General features: G+C 39.4%; 21 protein-coding genes. All 21 read right to left on the minus strand.

Translation table 11 applies throughout. From position 1 onward, the window contains the following. Nucleotides 1-22 precede the first annotated feature (22 nt). The 21 genes from P9L98_04050 to P9L98_04150 all read right to left on the minus strand — a co-directional run bounded on the left by P9L98_04050 (nucleotide 23) and on the right by P9L98_04150 (nucleotide 17,969). Nucleotides 23-370 carry a hypothetical protein gene (locus tag P9L98_04050; GenBank protein ID MDP8216471.1) on the minus strand — a complete coding sequence of 116 codons (348 nt, stop codon included), beginning with the start codon at nucleotides 368-370 and terminating at the stop codon, nucleotides 23-25. Between the two features lie 16 nt (nucleotides 371-386). Further along, nucleotides 387-1,106, minus strand: coding sequence for a flagellar motor protein MotB (locus P9L98_04055; protein ID MDP8216472.1), 720 nt, complete (start codon nucleotides 1,104-1,106; stop codon nucleotides 387-389). Nucleotides 1,107-1,171: 65 nt separating this feature from the next. Beyond that, a complete protein-coding gene (locus tag P9L98_04060; protein MDP8216473.1) occupies nucleotides 1,172-3,259 on the minus strand; it encodes a sodium-translocating pyrophosphatase in 2,088 nt (695 codons plus the stop codon). A gap of 66 nt (nucleotides 3,260-3,325) precedes the next feature. Then, the gene (locus P9L98_04065; protein MDP8216474.1) at nucleotides 3,326-4,606 is read right to left on the minus strand and encodes an adenylosuccinate synthase; all 1,281 of its coding nucleotides are present in this window, start codon (nucleotides 4,604-4,606) and stop codon (nucleotides 3,326-3,328) included. Nucleotides 4,607-4,650: 44 nt separating this feature from the next. Then, nucleotides 4,651-6,231: a phosphoglycerate dehydrogenase gene (gene serA, locus P9L98_04070; protein MDP8216475.1), complete on the minus strand. Its 1,581-nt coding sequence runs from the start codon at nucleotides 6,229-6,231 to the stop codon at nucleotides 4,651-4,653. Nucleotide 6,232: 1 nt separating this feature from the next. After that, a complete protein-coding gene (locus P9L98_04075; protein ID MDP8216476.1) occupies nucleotides 6,233-7,393 on the minus strand; it encodes an alanine--glyoxylate aminotransferase family protein in 1,161 nt (386 codons plus the stop codon). 14 nt (nucleotides 7,394-7,407) lie between these two features. After that, nucleotides 7,408-8,016, minus strand: a complete 609-nt coding sequence (clpP, locus tag P9L98_04080) for an ATP-dependent Clp endopeptidase proteolytic subunit ClpP (protein MDP8216477.1) — start codon at nucleotides 8,014-8,016, stop codon at nucleotides 7,408-7,410. Further along, nucleotides 8,016-9,302 (minus strand): trigger factor, encoded by a 1,287-nt coding sequence (tig, locus tag P9L98_04085; GenBank protein MDP8216478.1) that lies wholly within the window; start codon nucleotides 9,300-9,302, stop codon nucleotides 8,016-8,018. Before tig ends, clpP begins: the two co-directional genes overlap by 1 nt. After that, nucleotides 9,286-9,612: a ribosome-associated translation inhibitor RaiA gene (gene raiA, locus P9L98_04090; GenBank protein ID MDP8216479.1), complete on the minus strand. Its 327-nt coding sequence runs from the start codon at nucleotides 9,610-9,612 to the stop codon at nucleotides 9,286-9,288. Before raiA ends, tig begins: the two co-directional genes overlap by 17 nt. A gap of 21 nt (nucleotides 9,613-9,633) precedes the next feature. Continuing rightward, entirely contained in the window at nucleotides 9,634-10,350 is a 717-nt protein-coding gene (gene lptB, locus P9L98_04095; protein MDP8216480.1) for an LPS export ABC transporter ATP-binding protein, read from the minus strand. A gap of 3 nt (nucleotides 10,351-10,353) precedes the next feature. Beyond that, nucleotides 10,354-11,112 (minus strand): LPS export ABC transporter periplasmic protein LptC, encoded by a 759-nt coding sequence (lptC, locus tag P9L98_04100; protein MDP8216481.1) that lies wholly within the window; start codon nucleotides 11,110-11,112, stop codon nucleotides 10,354-10,356. Between the two features lie 85 nt (nucleotides 11,113-11,197). Beyond that, complete coding sequence (locus P9L98_04105) at nucleotides 11,198-11,428, minus strand: Lrp/AsnC ligand binding domain-containing protein (GenBank protein ID MDP8216482.1); 231 nt, start codon at nucleotides 11,426-11,428, stop codon at nucleotides 11,198-11,200. Between the two features lie 25 nt (nucleotides 11,429-11,453). Next, entirely contained in the window at nucleotides 11,454-11,720 is a 267-nt protein-coding gene (locus P9L98_04110) for a translation elongation factor-like protein (GenBank protein MDP8216483.1), read from the minus strand. A 27-nt stretch (nucleotides 11,721-11,747) separates the two neighbouring features. Next, complete coding sequence (gene aroB, locus P9L98_04115; GenBank protein ID MDP8216484.1) at nucleotides 11,748-12,845, minus strand: 3-dehydroquinate synthase; 1,098 nt, start codon at nucleotides 12,843-12,845, stop codon at nucleotides 11,748-11,750. An 18-nt stretch (nucleotides 12,846-12,863) separates the two neighbouring features. Continuing rightward, on the minus strand, nucleotides 12,864-13,124 hold the full coding sequence (locus P9L98_04120) for a hypothetical protein (GenBank protein ID MDP8216485.1): 261 nt from the start codon (nucleotides 13,122-13,124) through the stop codon (nucleotides 12,864-12,866). Continuing rightward, nucleotides 13,124-13,696, minus strand: a complete 573-nt coding sequence (locus P9L98_04125; protein MDP8216486.1) for an SPOR domain-containing protein — start codon at nucleotides 13,694-13,696, stop codon at nucleotides 13,124-13,126. The genes P9L98_04120 and P9L98_04125 overlap by 1 nt, the downstream gene beginning before the upstream one ends. Before the next feature lie 8 nt (nucleotides 13,697-13,704). After that, the gene (locus tag P9L98_04130; protein MDP8216487.1) at nucleotides 13,705-14,427 is read right to left on the minus strand and encodes a hypothetical protein; all 723 of its coding nucleotides are present in this window, start codon (nucleotides 14,425-14,427) and stop codon (nucleotides 13,705-13,707) included. Further along, a complete protein-coding gene (locus P9L98_04135; GenBank protein ID MDP8216488.1) occupies nucleotides 14,420-14,695 on the minus strand; it encodes a hypothetical protein in 276 nt (91 codons plus the stop codon). The genes P9L98_04130 and P9L98_04135 overlap by 8 nt, the downstream gene beginning before the upstream one ends. Further along, complete coding sequence (locus P9L98_04140) at nucleotides 14,692-16,209, minus strand: HD domain-containing phosphohydrolase (protein ID MDP8216489.1); 1,518 nt, start codon at nucleotides 16,207-16,209, stop codon at nucleotides 14,692-14,694. The genes P9L98_04135 and P9L98_04140 overlap by 4 nt, the downstream gene beginning before the upstream one ends. Before the next feature lie 103 nt (nucleotides 16,210-16,312). Continuing rightward, nucleotides 16,313-17,500 (minus strand): deoxyguanosinetriphosphate triphosphohydrolase, encoded by a 1,188-nt coding sequence (locus tag P9L98_04145; protein MDP8216490.1) that lies wholly within the window; start codon nucleotides 17,498-17,500, stop codon nucleotides 16,313-16,315. Next, the gene (locus P9L98_04150; protein MDP8216491.1) at nucleotides 17,493-17,969 is read right to left on the minus strand and encodes an HIT domain-containing protein; all 477 of its coding nucleotides are present in this window, start codon (nucleotides 17,967-17,969) and stop codon (nucleotides 17,493-17,495) included. The genes P9L98_04145 and P9L98_04150 overlap by 8 nt, the downstream gene beginning before the upstream one ends. Between the last annotated feature and the right edge of the window lie 2 nt (nucleotides 17,970-17,971).

A 17,971-nucleotide genomic window follows, 5' to 3' on the forward strand; every position in this document is an offset into this window, starting at 1 on the left:
AGCGTTGAATATCTGACATATCTTAAGGCTGAATCCCAGCTAACAGTTCTTCTAGTTTACCCAATTTGTCTCTAAGTTGGCTTATGCTCTCTGCAGCTTTCTTGAGTTTTATTTCAAGCGAATCTATATAATCTTCTTTTGCTTTGTTAACTTCGAACAGTTCATCTCTCTTGACGGCAATACTATCAAGTTTTTCCTGAAAACTCTGAATTTTGTCCTCCAGATAGACGCTATTTTTAACTGTTGTATGATAGTTTGATTCCAGCTTATAAAACTGCTTTGCGGTTTTAACCCTCTCTCTCCTCTCCAGTAGAGCCCAAACAAGAACGAATGCTAAAATAAAAACAAAACCAGTATAAATCTTTCTCATTTAAGACCCTCCTTCATTATTTAACATGCTCTTTAATTCTTCTCTGGCGGTCTTCTAACACTTTGCCAAGCTGCTCTAAAAATTCGGTCCGAATCTTGGTAAGTTTTTTAGGAAGCACTACTATCTCGACACGCCTATTTTTCTGCCGACCTTCTTTGGTTTCGTTTGAATCAATAGGCTTATACTCTCCGTATCCAGTAGCCTGTACACGGGCAGAGTCCAAACCTCTTTTGTCAGCAAAGTAGTGCAATACACTCAACGCTCTCGCTGCAGATAGCTCCCAGTTGGATTTCCAGGGTGAATATTTTATAGGAATATTATCGGTATAGCCCTCTATTGAAATCTTTCTATCGGGTACATCTTTTTCAAGAAATGCCGCAACCTTATCAAGCATGACATATGCTTCAGACCGCAACTCAGCCTTACCGGAATCAAAAAAAACTTCAGCAACAAACCTTAAAACCAGACCCTTCTCTTCCAAAGATAATCTTACCTCGCTATCGTCTATCTCTTTCCTGAACCTACTCTCCAAACTCTCTTTTGCCAATTCTAATTCTCTTATCTCCTGATTTTTCTCGGATTTCAATCTTTCGATCTCAATCCTTAGGCGCTGCAGCTCTCTTCTCATAATCTGTACTTTTTCAATCTCTTCCGGCGGTGTTTTCTTAAAAGTAAAAGCGCATCCTGAAACTAAAAAACTAATGGCCAATAAAACAACCCGGCTTTTTTTAAACATTTAACACCTCCTAAAGTTATCTTGCAATCGCTACTTTCAAATATTAACACCACTCTTTTTAACAGTCAAGGAAGTAAGGTCTTATTAAGAATAAGCGCAGCAAATACAATGGACGCCATAGACATTATTTTAATGAGAATATTTATAGACGGTCCAGCTGTATCCTTGCAAGGGTCGCCTACCATATCACCAATCACAGCTGCCTTATGGGCATCAGAACCCTTACCCCCAAGGTTACCCTCTTCGATATATTTCTTTGCATTATCCCAGCTGGCACCAGAATTGGCCAGCATGACAGCAAGAACAAAACCGGATACAAGCGATGCGATAAGCAGCCCTATATTGGCTTCAACTCCAAATAGTATTCCCACTAAAATAGGAGAGAGCAATGCTATGGCAGCCGGTAATATCATCTGCTTTTGCGACTCCAGAGTCACTATCTTAACGCAGCGCGCATAATCAGGCTTGGTCTTACCCTCCATCAAACCTTTTATCTCCCTAAACTGTCTTCTAACTTCAAAGACTATCTTTGAAGCAGTATTACCAACAGACCTCATCATCAAAGACGAGAACAGAAAAGGAAGCATACCTCCTATAAATAGACCTACTATGATTTTAGGGTTTAGTAGTGAGAGGTCTAAATCTGCACCTAAAAACTCGAGCCTCTCTTTGTAAGCCACGATAAGAGCCAACGCAGTCAAGGCAGCAGAGCCTATCGCAAAGCCCTTGCCTGTTGCAGCAGTAGTATTACCTAAAGAGTCTAACGCATCTGTTCTCTCTCTGACTTCAGAGGGAAGCCCAGCCATCTGAGCATTGCCTCCAGCATTATCAGCAACAGGACCATAGGCATCTGTTGCCAGAGTAATTCCCAAGGTACTTAACATACCTACTGCAGATATACCCACCCCATAGAGACCAATATTAAAATTCGAAAACCCGCCTGAGAAATAAAAACTCAAGAGTATAGCCACAGCGACAGTAACTATCGGAATAAAAGTAGATGCCATTCCAACGGAGAGCCCCGAGATTATAACAGTTGCCGGCCCGGTTAAAGCCGACTTAGCCACCGAGCGTGTTGAAAAATACCTATGTGAGGTATAAAACTCGGTTGAAAGCCCTATCAAAATACCAGCTAAAAGACCTGTTATTACCGAATAATAGATACCTAAATGTTCGAACCCTAAAACCCGGGTAATTAAGAAATATCCCATAACTGAAATTAAAATGGCTGAGAGAAAAGTGCTTCTTCTTAAAGCCCAGAGCAATGCAGATTGAGTAGACTTCTCCTTACTCCTTACGGTAACTATCCCTACGATTGAAGCGATAACACCCAGAGCAGCCATAGTCATCGGTATCGTAACTCCGGCTGCACCCAATCCGGCTGCAACAGCAAGAGCCATCGTAGCTACAATTGAACCTACGTAAGATTCATATAGGTCTGCGCCCATGCCGGCAACATCACCAACATTATCACCTACATTATCTGCTATAACCGCCGGGTTTCTAGGATCGTCCTCCGGAATCCCTGCTTCAACCTTCCCAACAAGATCGGCTCCTACATCAGCAGCCTTAGTATATATACCGCCGCCCACTCTGGCAAAAAGAGCCATAGAACTAGCTCCCAGTCCAAATGTCAACATAGTAGAAGTAATATTAAATATTTTCTCGCCTGTCTCCATGTTGCTGTAATAAAAGTCGAGAATATAATACCAGATAGATAGGTCAAGTAATCCCAAACCTACCACAACAAGCCCCATAACAGATCCTGAAAGAAAGGCTATCCTTAAGGCAGAATTAAGACTGCTGCGAGCTGCATTTGCCGTACGGGCACTGGAGTTTGTCGCTACTTTCATACCGATAAAACCGGCCAATCCTGAAAAAAACCCCCCGCTTACAAATGCATAAGGCACAAAAATTGCTATATAGCCTTGTCTAACCATCATCATAAGAAAAACAAAAGCCAAGAGAAAAAATATTGCTACCGTAGTATATTGCCTTTTTAAATAGGCTTTTGCACCTTCCCGAACCGCATTAGCAATCTCAATCATCTTTTCGGTCCCTTCATCTTTTCTTAAAATCCAGATTACAACACCAGCAGAAAAGAGAAGTGCTAAGATAGAACAGAACGGAGCTAACCAAAACAACTCTTTCATGATCTCCCCTTAATGTTCAAAAAAAATAACAATTTTATTTCCATTTTCTAATATTTTTTCACATCTTTAACCCTTAAAATAGAAAGTCTGCGCCCTCTTGGAACCAACCGATATAATAGATATTTTAGACTCTATTAATTCCGATATTCTGTTAATATATTTTATTGCATTGGCAGGCAATTCAGATAAAGAGTGAGCTGCGCTTGTATCTTTACACCAGCCTTTAACCTTTTCGTAAACAGGAATAGTCTTCTGCCAAAAATCAAAATCAGCAAGAGGATATTTATACATCTTGCCGTTATATCTGTACCCAACGCATATCTTTATCTCTTCCAGACTATCCAAAACATCCAGCTTTGTTAAAGCAATCTCATCTATTCCATTTATCTTAACTGCATAATGAACCATACAAGCATCAAACCAGCCGCACCTTCTGGGCCTTCCGGTAGTAGCGCCAAACTCATTACCTTTAGACCTAATTTTTTCCATCAAATCATCCTCAAATTGAGACGGAAAAGGACCCTCCCCTACACGCGTAGTATAGGCTTTTGCAACCCCGACAACCCTATCTATCCTGGTGGGACCAATACCGCTGCCTACACAGGCTCCGCCTGAGAGAGTCGAAGACGATGTGACAAAAGGATAAGTGCCGAAGTCAATATCCAAAAAGGCCCCCTGAGCACCTTCAAAGAGCACGCTCTCACCAGCTCTAAAAGCCTCATCAATATAGATAGCGCAATCTTTTACAAACGGCGTTAATCTCTCTGCGTAAACAAGATAATCCCGGTAAATCTCATCCAGATCAAAATTTTGGTAATTGAAAATTTTTGTCAAAATATTGTTTTTAATTTCAAGGTTTATCTTTAATTTTTTATACAGAGTATCCTCATTAAAAAGATCTATCATCCTGATACCTAAACGGTCAAACTTGTCAACATAAGAAGGCCCTATTCCTTTACCGGTAGTACCTATCTTTAAGTCACCGAGCTGATTCTCTTTTAGTTTATCCCAAACCTTATGATATGGGAAAACAACATGTGCCCTGTCGCTTATAATGAGATTTTCTGGTTCAACCTTATAACCTTTAGAGACTATTTCTTCTATCTCTTCTATTAACACTTTAGGGTCTACAACCACTCCGTTACCTATAACGCAGACTTTATCCTGATGCAATATCCCTGAAGGAATAAGGTGGAAGATATATCTATCATCTCCCACAACTACTGTATGGCCGGCATTGCTCCCACCCTGATACCTTACGATCAGATCAACATCCTCACTTAGCCAGTCTATTATCTTACCCTTTCCTTCATCTCCCCATTGTGTACCAACCAATATTCTATTCATAGTTCTCCTATGGTCTAAAAATTTTTAAACTGGTGAAATAAGACTTAGAGTTTAATCCCTTTTACAACACGTATATATTTAAAATCAAGCAACTCTTTTATAACAGTAGCATCGACGGCTATATCAAGATTTAAAACCATTAAAGCATTGCCGCCGGGTTCTTCTCTACCGAATGTCATTCCGGATATATTAGCATTATTCCTACCGAAAATAGTACCTATATGACCTATGACACCAGGCTTATCTTCGTTATATATAACAAGCATATTTCCTACTGGAGGCGCCTCAAGATAATAACCGTCAATATTGACTATTTTGGGATTGTTATTACTGAAGAGTGTTCCGGCAACCTCTTTTCTCTCTTTGTTGGTCTCGACAATTACCTGAATTAAATTACTAAAATTATGAACCTTTGAAGATTTGACCTCCTCTACACTTATCTCTCTCTCTTTTGCAATCACAAGAGCATTTACATAATTTACAGATTCAGCGAGTATCGGAGAAAAGAAACCTTTAAGTACCGCCGAAGAGAGAGGGGTAGTATCGTGTTCCAAAATATCTCCGCTATATTTTATCTCAACCTTTTTAACGTTACCCTCTACAAGCTGACCAAGCAGCGAACCCAATTTTTCAGAAAGATTAAAATAGGGCTTTAAAACCTCAGCCGTCTCAGGCTCAATAGAAGGCATGTTTACAGCATTCCTGATAACATTATTTATCAATGCATCCCTAACCTGCTCTGCAACCTCAACAGCCACATTGAGTTGCGCCTCTTCAGTAGATGCCCCTAGATGAGGAGTAAGAATAATGTTATCTAACTCAAGAAGCGGACTACTCTCCGGAGGTTCATTTTCGTAAACATCCAATGCAGCACCTGCAATCTTTTTCTCTGAAAGAGCCCTATGTAGAGCCTCTTCATCCACAACGCCGCCGCGGGAACAGTTTATAATATACGCTGTATTTTTTATCATCTTCAACTCTTTATCAGAAAGCATATGATAAGTATTATCGGATAAAGGAATATGGAACGTTATATAATCCGACCTTTTCAAGAGTTCATTGTGCTCAACTAGCTCAACCTCAATCTTAAAGGCTATATCTTCAGAGATATAAGGGTCAAAAGTAAGAACCTTCATTCCAAATCCGATAGCTCGCTTGGCCACCTCTCTCCCTATTCTTCCCAAACCCACAACGCCTAAGATTTTACCATACAACTCTTTGCCCATAAACTTTTTCCGTTCCCATTTATTCTCTTTCATCGACAAGTTGGCCTGAGGAATATTTCGAGCCAAAGCTAAAATAACAGCCATGGTATGTTCCGCAGTCGATATAGTATTACCCAAGGGAGTATTCATTACAATGACCCCCTTCTTGGTCGCAGCATCAACATCTACATTATCCAAACCGACTCCAGCACGGCCTATAACTTTAAGACTATCTGCAGCGTCTATAATAGAGGATTTAACCTTTGTTCCGCTACGGATTATAATACCATCATAGCCCTTAATCTCTTTTACAAGCTCCTCTTCGCTTAAACCTGTTTTCTTTGTAACTTCAATGCCTGCTTTGGTTAAAATATCAATGCCATCCTGAGCTATGTTATCACCAACTAAAACCTTAACCACTTTAGGCCTCCTTCTTGTAGCTTTTAAGAAACTCTTCCTCTAGTTTTAAAATTCCCGCACCAAGCTTAAACTTATGTCCAAAATAATGCAACCCAAATTCAACAGCTGCAATACCTGATAGAACATCAAAAAGATTTATGTAACCCATGTGGGCAATCCTGATTATCTTACTCTTCAACTCTGCCTGACCGCCAGCTATGCTTATACCGAACTCTGCGCGGATAAACTTGACCATCTCTGCAGAGTCTATACTCTCCGGCATCAAAACGCTGGTAACAGCGCTGGAAGGACGCTGAGCAAAGACTTTAAGCCCTAAAGAAGTAACCGCTTCACGTGTCATAGCCGCAAGTTTAGCATGTCTTCTCCACACATTCTCAATACCCTCATCAAGTATCATCTTGAGGGCTGTCCGTAAAGCTACTATCATATTCACGGCGGGAGTCCAGGGAGTATCAGACTTAGATGCCGCCTTACCAGCTTTAATCAAGTCAAAGTAATATTTAGAAGAACTGGACCTCTCTATTAAAGATTGTGCTTCTTTGGATAGGCTTATGAAGGCAAGACCCGGGGGAAGCATCAAGCCTTTCTGAGATCCGCTAACAACAATATCCAAACCCCAATCGTCCATTCTCAGTTCATCAGCTCCCAAACCACTTACAGCATCAACAACAATTAAAGCGTTGAACTCTTTAGCTAGGATAGCCATACCTTTTATATCATAGTTTACACCTGTAGAGGTTTCGCATAGTGTCGTTAGGATAATCTTACGGCTATTACCTATTTTTAACTTTTCTCTTAGAGAGTCTAAGTTTGGAGCACTCCCCCACTTTAGATCTAAAGTATCATACTCTGCGCTATAGGCTTTGGCTATCTCGGCCCATCTCTCACCAAACTTTCCTCCTACAACAGGTATAAATCTAACACCATCCTGCATTAGATTAGCTACCGCAGCCTCCATAACACCAGTACCTGAAGAAGAGACAATTAAAACCTGGTTTTTGGTTTGGAAGATAGTCTTTAAATCCTCCGAAACATCTTTAAGTATAGAACGGAACTCATCTGTTCTGTGATGAATTGTAGACTTCGCCTGCGAAAGTAAGACTTCCTCGGGAACAGGAGTTGGACCTGGAGTTAAAAGACTTTTTTTGTAAGGTTTAATCACCTCAATCCTCCTCTTTAAGATTTCTTCTTTTTAGTATAAATAACCTCGTCTATTATGCCGTAATCTTTTGATTCTTCCGCGCTCATAAAATAATCTCTATCAGTATCTTTCTTAACCTTATCAATTGATTTAAAAGTATGGAAAGAGATCAACCCGTTTATCTCATCTCTTAAGCGAAGTATCTCTTTAGCCTGAATATGAATATCTTCCGCAGCTCCCTGAACACCACCCCAAGGCTGATGAATCATTATCCTGGAATGCGGCAGAGAGAACCTCTTTCCTTTAGCGCCTGCCATAAGCAATAATGCTCCCATGCTGGCCGCCTGCCCTACGCAATAAGTAGAGATATCGGGTTTTACAAACTGCAGTGTATCGTAGATTGCCAATCCGCTCGTAACAGAACCTCCTGGTGAGTTAATATAAACACTTATATCCTTATCCGCATCCTCAGACTGCAGGAAAAGAATCTGGGCAATAATAAGATTGGCTACATTGTCATCAATAGGAGTACCTATAAAAACTATCCTGTCTTTCAACAACCGAGAGTAAATGTCGAACGCACGCTCACCTCTTCCGGTCTTCTCAACTACCATGGGAACAAGAGTCTGAGACTTAACAGGCATTATTCACCTCCATTTTTAATATTAATTATTTCAGCATGCTGCTTTAAAAATTCTATAACTTTCTTCCTTAATAAGCCAGCTTTTATATTCTCTAATCCATTATCTTTTTTAAGACTGGATTCTAACTCCTCCAGAGTACTGTTTTGACGCTTGGATAGAACTTCTAAATGTTTGCTCAATTCTTGACCCGAGACCACTATACTTTCTTTCTGAGCAATCTCTTTTAAAATAAAATAGACCTTAAGCTCTCTCTGAGCCTCTCTTTGAGCCTCTCTCTGTATCATTTCTTTTTGGGTCTCCATATCTTTTCTAGGAAACCCCCGATAGAGCAACCTCATGGTTATATCTTCAGCCGAAACACGTACTTGACGGCTTAAAAGCTGAGGCGGCAACTCGATCTTGGAATTTTCGATAAGTTCAGATATAAGGCACTCTTCTAAATCTATCTCAGCCTCCCTAATACGATGATTTTGCAACTCTTCCCTTATAACCCTCTTTAAATCATCGACATTGCTATGATTGCCAAGCTTCTTCGCGAAATCATCGTTAAGCTCAGGCTCCTTTTTCTCTTTAACCCCTTTTACGCTGACCTTAAAATCGCACTCTTTGCCAGCAATCTTTTTATCTCTATAATCATCGGGAACCTCGAGCTTAAACTCCTTGACCTCGCCGGAACTCAACCCCTTAAGATTCTCTATAAGCCCGGGAAAGAGGCTCTCTTCACTAAGATACAATGAAAGAGCTTCTCTCTTATCTAAATCACCATCTTTTGACTTTATCTCTATGTCTGCTACAATGACATCCTCAAAAACGGACGGCCTCTGGACATCCAGCCACTGGGTCTTCTCCTTCTTGATATCATCTAAAACCTTATCAATATCTTTATCCTCTACACTTGCGTCCTTTCTCTTCAATTTTATATTCTTATATTTCGACAATTTAACTTTTGGGACTTCCTCTATCTTCAATGTAAACCTATAGTCGCCTCTCTCCCCCTGTTCAATGCCAAGCAACACTGGAGCCGATATCGGATCCACTTTTGAAGCCTCTACAGCCTTTCTATAAAAAATAGAGACTACACTATCCTTGATATCTTTTTCAATCTCAACACCATATTTAACCAGCACCATCTCCAGCGGAGCTTTACCTTTTCTATAGCCAGGAATTGCAACCTTATCTTGCCAATCAGACTCTACTTTTCTTTTTAAAGACCCAATCTCTTTAGGATCCAAATAGACTTCCAGATCACTCTCAACCGTATTGATTTTTTTAATCTTTATTTTCATCTTTAAAATCCTTATCTCTATGTCTATGCATCTTTATTCTATCTTCATATTTTAAGACCTGCTGCTTTAAAACGTCGAACGATTCGTCGATGGCTAAATACATATCTTCATTTTTTTCCTTAACTTTAAAGTGAGAACTCTTAAGGTTCACATTGATCTCGACCACAGAAAGATGTCTCTCAATCTCCAGTACAACATGAACATTTATTATATCATCAACATATTTATCCAGATAGCTGATCTTACCTTCAATATAAGACTTTAAAGCGCCGGTTGTATTAAAATGCCTGCCTGTTATTGTCGTTTTCAAAATATACCCCCTTTTAATCTTTTACATCTTAAACCTTTCTCCAAGGTAGACTTCTTTTGCTTTATCATCGTTAATCAAATGGTCCGCATCTCCTGAAAGGAGGATACTGCCCTCAGAGACTATATAAGCCCTATCCGTTATCGCCAAAGTCTCTCTTACATTATGGTCAGTCAGCAATATTCCAATACCTTTTTTCTTAAGATCTAAAATTATATCCTGACATTCAGCGACAGCAATAGGGTCTATTCCGCTAAAGGGTTCGTCTAAAAGCAAGAACGATGGATTTATAGCCAGAGCTCTTGTAATCTCCAGCCGTCTTCTCTCGCCGCCAGATAAAGTATAGGCTCTGTTCTTCGCTAAATATGATATCCTTAACTCTTCCAACAGCATTTCAAGCCTCAACTTTCTCTCCTGCGGATGAATGATTAAAGTCTCCAACACCGCCATTATATTATCCCTGACACTTAGGTTTCCAAATATAGCCGGTTCCTGCGAAAGATAACCTATTCCCAAACTTGCTCTCTTATGCATAGGCAACCTTGTTATATCAACATCCTTAAAGTATACACACCCCTTATTAGGAGCAACTAAACCCACGATCATATAGAAAGTAGTGGTCTTGCCAGCTCCGTTAGGACCCAGCAACCCGACTATCTCAGAGCCAGCTACATCAAGCGAGATACTATTTACCACCCTTCTGTTTCCGTACTCTTTTATTAACCCCTTAACCTTTAACATATTTTACTCAGGATATATCTCAAGCTTAGGGTGCCCGAGAAGATTGATCTTTCCCTCTTTTAAATCATATATCGCTTCAGAAGAATAGGTAAGCGAACTGCCGCGCCTAAGTTTTACATTGCCTTTGGCGTGAACTCTAGTAATGCTTTTTTCATCTTTGTCAAAATATACAGTCAACTTATCGCAGAACAGCTCTCCTTTTCTATCTAAGACATGGACATTGTCGTTGAAGACCGCAATGTTTTTGGTGTAATCTATATTTAAGGGTCCGTCGGATTTAATTATAGCCTGAGGCACGGCTTTAAACTTGACGTCTTTTTTAATAACCGCCTTCGTTAATTTTGTATCAATCTCGCCGCCTTCGCCTGACACCTCGCTATCGTTCTTCACTATTCTCAATCTCTCTTCTGTCCAGACAACCTCTCTATCCTGATCCCAGTGTAGTATATCCGTAAAAAGCGAATCGCCTTCTGAGTTTTTTATAACAACATTTCCTGTTAACTCTACCTGCCTATTCACTCTATTCAAAAAACCTCTGTCTGCCCGCATGTTTACAGGACCATTATCACCATAAAGCCTTGCTTTAACCGATCTTAAGGCTACATCCTCTTTACTTAGCTGCGCACTCTCTCCTTCTATCTCCCATTTTTTATTATTCTGCTTATCATAACCTGTTAGAGTAAAATTATTTAAGTTCTCTTCCGTTGCATAGGAGCTTCTAATCGAAAACACCAATAATAAGACTACTATCTTTATCAACATTTTAAACCCGCCTATCCTAACATGGCAACAGAACCAAGTCAAGCTGGAGATAGACACCGAATATTAAAAAATACAACAGAGAGAGCTAATCCAATATCAGATTGGTTATTGTCTTTGTAATACCCTCTATTGCACGTAATTCTGTTACAACGAATCTCATCAACTCTTCATAGTTAGAAGCTTTAATCTGGGCTATAACATCCTGCTCTCCAGAGGTTAAATTTGCATCAATTACATTTTCAAAAGACTTCATTTTTTGAATAACCTCTCTCTCTTCACCCGGCTCTACGTTAATTTTCAAATAAGCTCTGGCCATCTCTCTCTCCTCTTTTAAATTTAAATTAATCTCTCCTCAACTTAAAGACCCTATCATGAGAACGGACCCGCTCTTTAACACCTAGGCCTACAATCTGCCCCGGCAATATCTCATTGACAGTCTGATGCTCAATCTGCATAGAGTTCACATCCATCTCAAAATCGGTTGTATGTCCTTTTATTTTGATCCTATCACCAGCCTTCAAACTTTGAGCTGTGATCTCTATGATGGCAGCAGAAGGTTTGGCATAAAAATTCGTAACAACACCTATCTCGATCCATTCTTCAGACATAACCTCACCTCCTTAAAAGATACTTTTTCAAAGATAACTAAGACCTTCACTGAGAGCAGAAGTTATTAAAGTTTTATCTAGATCCGAAGATACTGCCGCAGAACCTATAGAGTTTGGTAATACAAACCTTATGGCGCCAAATTTGGCTTTCTTATCATAAAGGATGCTATCCAAAATTTTTTTCTGCTCTATCTTTCTGTTTATTCTAGGCAGAGTCTTAAACTTCAAGATTAGACTTATTACTCTCTTCAAATCCTTCTCTTTCAAGACCCCAATCTTATTGGCAATCAAACTCTCGACAACAAGACCGAAAGATACCGCCTCCCCATGAGATACTCTCTCGTAATCAAAGACTGTCTCTATAGCATGGGCTATTGTATGGCCTAGGTTTAAGACTATTCTTACGTCTTCACTGTCACGCTCATCTCTTTCAACAAGTGACGTTTTTATTCTGCTGCATCTTGAAACTATCTCACTCCATAAACTCAGTGAGAAAGAAGATGGGTCTTCGTTTTCAGATTCCAGTAATTCAAAGAGCCCTGAATCTCCCAGAATTCCATATTTTATAATCTCGGATAACCCATTAGAGAGTTCTCTGGGAGGTAGACTCTTTAAGAAATTCAAATCAGAGAGAACCAATCTAGGCTGATAGAAAGCTCCCAATAAATTCTTGCCCCATTTTAGATCTATAGCAACTTTCCCGCCGATACTTGAATCGACTTGAGCAAGAAGAGTCGTCGGAATCTGAATAAAAGGTACACCTCTCTTGTAAATAGCCGCTAAAAACCCTACTAAGTCTCCGATAACTCCTCCTCCAAAAGCTATAAAGAGCACGCTCTCTGCCTTAGAAAACTCAACGGTTGATCTTAGGAGATCGAAAAGAACCTGCCAGGACTTGCTCTTCTCAGAATCCGCAACTTCCAAGAAAAGGCTCTCTTTGAATATCTCTAAATAAGGCTCTAAATAATCCCTGTGGAGAGAGCATATCTTTCTGTTGGATACCACAACAGCTGAATACTTCTCTAGATTTAACCTTACGACTTCATTTTTTAGAGACGCCAATGCTCCCTCTGAAACCAGAATATCGTAAGACCTATCCTTTAAATTTAGACTTATTCTCTCCATTTAAAATATGGACCCGGTTTAAGACTTTTCTTTGACAGAATCCTCTGCAGGCTTATCAGTCCGGCCTTCTACTGCCTGCTCTGCACCCTCAAGCTCTTCTTTCTTAGGCTCTTTCTTAAGCGCTTTTAACCTCTTTCTCTTGTATTTCGGTAACTTAAATACTTCTATCCCTTCCTCTCCGGACTTCTTCAAAAACATAGCTATTCTCTCAAACCTTTTGAGCACATTTCTATGCTGTAAATCCGAATCTTTAATCTTTAAACTTGGGTGCCTTGACATTACCTACCTCCTTTCAATTCTTTCATAAAAGCATCTTTGTATATTTTTCTTAATTTTACTAACACGTTCTGAGCTCTATCCTGCTCGCTATAATCTCCAACAAAGACAATCTTGTATCTGCCCTGCTCACGAATATAAGAAGGGAGACCTGCCTTTTTAAGTTTATCCCTTTCGGACTCAGCGTAGGATATATTTTTGTACGTTACAACCTGTAGAGCAAACCTTAGATCCGAAGACTCTTTTTTATTATCCAACCCGCTATCGTCAGACTCGGAAAGAATAAAACCGTAATCAACAAATTTATTTTCAACTGCTTTCTCCTTATCTTCCACCATTATACTAGAGAGAAGAACATCCGCTTCTTCTTTTGCACCGCTAACAGTTATACCTTTTTTATAACCGCCGATATAACTACCGACCATCAAAAAAAGAAAGACCATAACAGCTGTACATAGCTTCTCTTCATTTACTCGAATATACCTCTCCGTTATTAGCTTTAACCTTTTTCTTTTTTTTCGCCTGATAACATTCTCGTCAATATCAGGGAACAGATTCTCTTTATAATCTTCCATAGGTTAAACTATTCATGTTTAAAGTCGAATTTAAAATCAATCCTTCCTAAGGCTTCATCATTTACATCAAAAGAAGTCTTTATATTAGACATAATCAGCTTTACATCTTTAGCTTTTGAATTTGGCTTAAGAAAACAGAGATAGCCATCGTAAACAACGCCTGGATAGAGATAACCGCCGCTTAGCTCTATAGATTTAAGCAAGGCAAATTTTTTCTTTAAGCCTCTGCCTGCCAAGCCTTTGGCCATATCCAGAGGAGCTCCATAGATACCAGGGGCTAACGAAGACGTCGATTTTGTAAAATTATAGACTGAACTTTTAGCTTCATAAATCTCTTTAATCCTCTCCGGGCTTATATAAAGATACTGAGTACCAAGCTCATCCAGTAATACAAAATCACCGGGATTTATAAATATCCTGGATTCGGTCTTGTTCTCAATTCTTACCTTCATAACTATCATGCCATCCGGGTAAGGATTCTTTCCTGCATAGGTTCCGTATATTTTTTTATCAAGAAATATATTTTTTAAATTCTCCTCAGGCAGATACTCTACCAATATCCATATGCCCTCCTCTTCCTGCTGCTGCTGAACAGGAATAAGAGCATAGGCTATCTCTCTGCACTTTTCTACGGGCTCAAACCTGCCTTTAGTCTTCTTTCCATAAACATAGCCGCCAGCACAACCTGCCATGGATAGACATAAAAGAACAAGAGTAAGCTTTTTAATCATATCCTTCCTCTTCCATAAACTCTTTGACTGCTGCAATAATATCTCTATCTTGCGTATAAGAGTAAGCTACTGTAGTATAGCTCCTATCTTTGTTTAAAATATTCTTCTTCGTGAGATATTCCAACTGCTTAACAATGAGAGCCTCTTCCTCATCTATCCATTTGGCAATATTTTCAGCCGTATCAATACAGCCGGGATTGTTGTAATAAAATTTCAGCACTTTTTTCAAGATTAAGTCTCCGCTTATTTTTTTTAAAAATTCTTTCATCTCTTTTTCTTAATCTCTTCCATCATACGCTGAGATATTTTTTTAATCTTTCCTTTATTAGCACAGACCATAAAAGCATCTACAACATCCGGGTCAAACTGCTTAGCTCTCTGTTTCAATATCTCCTCCACGGCAGTGCTGTAATTCTTAGTCTTCTTATAAGGCCTGTGACATACCATTGCTTCAAAAGAGTCAGCGACAGCCAGTATCCTTGCCCCAAGCGGAATCTTATTACCCTTCAGACCTTTAGGGTAGCCCTTCCCATCAAACCTTTCATGGTGATGCAATATTATAGGCACAGCAGGTTTCAAAGCCTTGACCGTCTTGATTATCTCAGCACTTTTAATTGGATGCTCCCGGACAGAGCTATACTCTCTCTCTGTTAAAAGATCGGGTTTCTTAAGTATCTTCTCCGGAACAGCAACCTTCCCGGTATCCAAAAGTAAAGTTGCATATTTTATATATTCCCTCTCTTCTTGAGAAACACCGTATTCATCAGCAATAGCAAGTACCAAATCAATAAAACTTTTCGGATGGGTATAGATACTAGGAGACTTTACCTCTAAAACCTTTGAGAGAGCTTGCAAGCTCTCTATTAAAATCTTACTTTGAGTCTCATATAACTTGGCATTCTTTATAGCAACAACAGCCTGTTCTGACAAAACAGATAGAATCTCTCTGTCGTTTAAGTCGAACGGTCTTCCGTTCTGCTTCGACTTTAATCCAATTGCTCCGATAAGATCTTCTTCAATTAGAGGCACCCAGAGTGCATTCTTGCTAAGAATAAGGGTTCCGGCTTCCAGATTTTTACCAATCTTAGAATTAAAAATGTCTATCTTATGAGGCTTCTCCGAAGAACTAACAGAAGCAACGGTCTTAGGCTTTAAATAGTTTCCGGCTCTCAGATATATAACGCAACTTTTAGCCCGTATTACCTGAAGGCATAACCTTGCAAGACGAGGCAAAAGCTCGGCCATGTTAAGGGTTGAAGATATCAAACGATGAACAGTGTGAACCGAAGAGAGAGCAATAGCACGGGGCCGCAGAGTACCATGAACCTTTATCAACTCCAGCTCCTTTAAAGCTTTCTCTAGAGAGATGGCCAAATAATCCTCAACAAAATCAAGCACCTCCTTGGATAATTTTCCATTCTCTATAATAAGACAGATATAACCATAATTAGCTCCTCCATGAATAAGAGGAAAGATCCAGAGACTCTCCGTAAATCTACATCTCACCTCTTCAAAATAGCCGCTTCGAGATACTTGTCTCATTTTGCCCTTCATCTCTCCTACGGCTACTTTTTCAATCTTAGTTTTTAGATCGTACTCTTTTGCTATCTTTTTAATCTTCTTCAGCAGCTCTTGAATCGGCCTTTTTGACTCCAGCCTGGAAAAAAGAATCAATACCACATTGGAGTCTGACAGCTTATCCAAATGGAATTTTAGTCTTTCCAGATCCCCCCCCTTATCCAGGGTCTCAACAACATTTCTCTCTAAGACTATTTCATTCATATGCAATTATTCTACAACAAGAAGTAATCTTTTTCAACAATGGATAAAACAATTGGGGTATCAGATAATCAGAATCTAACTATTTAGTAACTATATAGTTAGATTAAACTATTTCCATGGGATCAAACAGCTTGCGGTATTCACCTGCAGCAAAGCTATCAGTCATAGAGGCTATATAGTCAGATATGGTACGTTTAAGTCCCTCTTTTTTTATCCTGCGCTGGATATCATCAGGTAGCTGAGCAGGTTTTTTATAATAAACATTGAATAACTCTGTTAGAATCCTACTGGCTTTATCAGACATTCTGACAACCCGATAATGGTGATAGAGGTTCTGATAGAGAAAATCTCTTAAAGGCTTTCTTCTCCTCTGCATAGTAACGCTAAAACCTATAAACCTTTTAGTTGCCGTTCTCACGTCTTCTACGGAACGAATTGATTCTAAATTCCTGAATGAACTTTTAATTAGGTCTTTAACATCCATATCTATCAGGGATCTGATTACCTGATGCTTCTTAAACCTTGCAGATATACTTGAGTAGCGCTTCTTAACTCTCTTCTCCGCCTCTCTCCATAGTTCTATCTTCTTTAAATCCGAAATAGCAATTAAACCCGAAGTTATTCCATCGTCTAAATCGTGACTGTCGTATGCAATTTCATCCGCAATATTTACAACCTGGGCTTCAAGCGTAGGCTGTTCTTGATTGTAAAACTCGCTCAGATTTAACCTGCCATATTTTTTTAAGCTCTGAGGGTTTAAATTCTTATACCCGTTATCATAACGCGTGCTATGTTTTAAAAACCCCTCTCTAACCTCCCAAGTAAGATTTAACCCGTTAAAATCCGGATACCTTAACTCCAAACAATCCACTACCCTCAATCCCTGAAGATTATGGTCAAAACCCCCGACATCGGCAACCAAATAATTCAAAACCTCTTCTCCTGAATGACCGAAAGGAGTATGTCCGACATCATGACCTAAGGCTATAGCTTCAACAAGATCTACATTTAATGACAAAACGCGGGCAACAGAACGCGCAATCTGAGCAACCTCAAGACTATGAGTCAGGCGAGTCCTATAATAATCGCCTTCATGTATCAAAAAAACCTGAGTCTTGTACTCTAAACGCCTAAAAGCAGTGGAGTGTATAATCCTATCTCTATCCCTCTGGAAGCAAGTCCTGTAATCATCTTCGGTTTCACCGTACTTTCTACCCCTGCTAAGCAAACTTTTAAATGCATAGGACGCTAATATTTTATTCTCTAAGTTTTGATATTCTTTTCTATTCATCTGACATTAGAAGCTGGTATAAATTATTCAAAGATTGAGATAAAACTTTGGTATCAGACAGAAGCGGCATAAAATTCGTATCTCCAACCCAGCGAGGCACAATATGAAAATGTATGTGGTCTTTTATTCCGGCGCCAGCTGCTGCGCCGATATTTAACCCAATATTAAAACCTTCGGGATTTAATCTCTTTTTCAATCTCTCCTTAAAACTTTTGATTAACTTAAAGATCTCGCTTAACTCAGAATCATTTAAATCAGTAATATCCGGAACATGCCTATAAGGAGCAACCATCAAGTGGCCATTATTGTAGGGGTATATATTGAGTAAGATAAAGGAATGCTCGCCTCTTGATAAAACATAATTAGTCTCATCATCCCTGCTCTTGAATTTCCTGCAAAATATACAATCCCTATCCTTGTCAGGATTTGAAACATATTCCATTCTCCATGGAGCCCAGATATTCTTCATAG

It is taken from the genome of Candidatus Kaelpia imicola, assembly GCA_030765505.1.
In the GTDB taxonomy this organism is placed as follows: Bacteria; Omnitrophota; Gorgyraeia; order Kaelpiales; family Kaelpiaceae; genus Kaelpia; species Kaelpia imicola.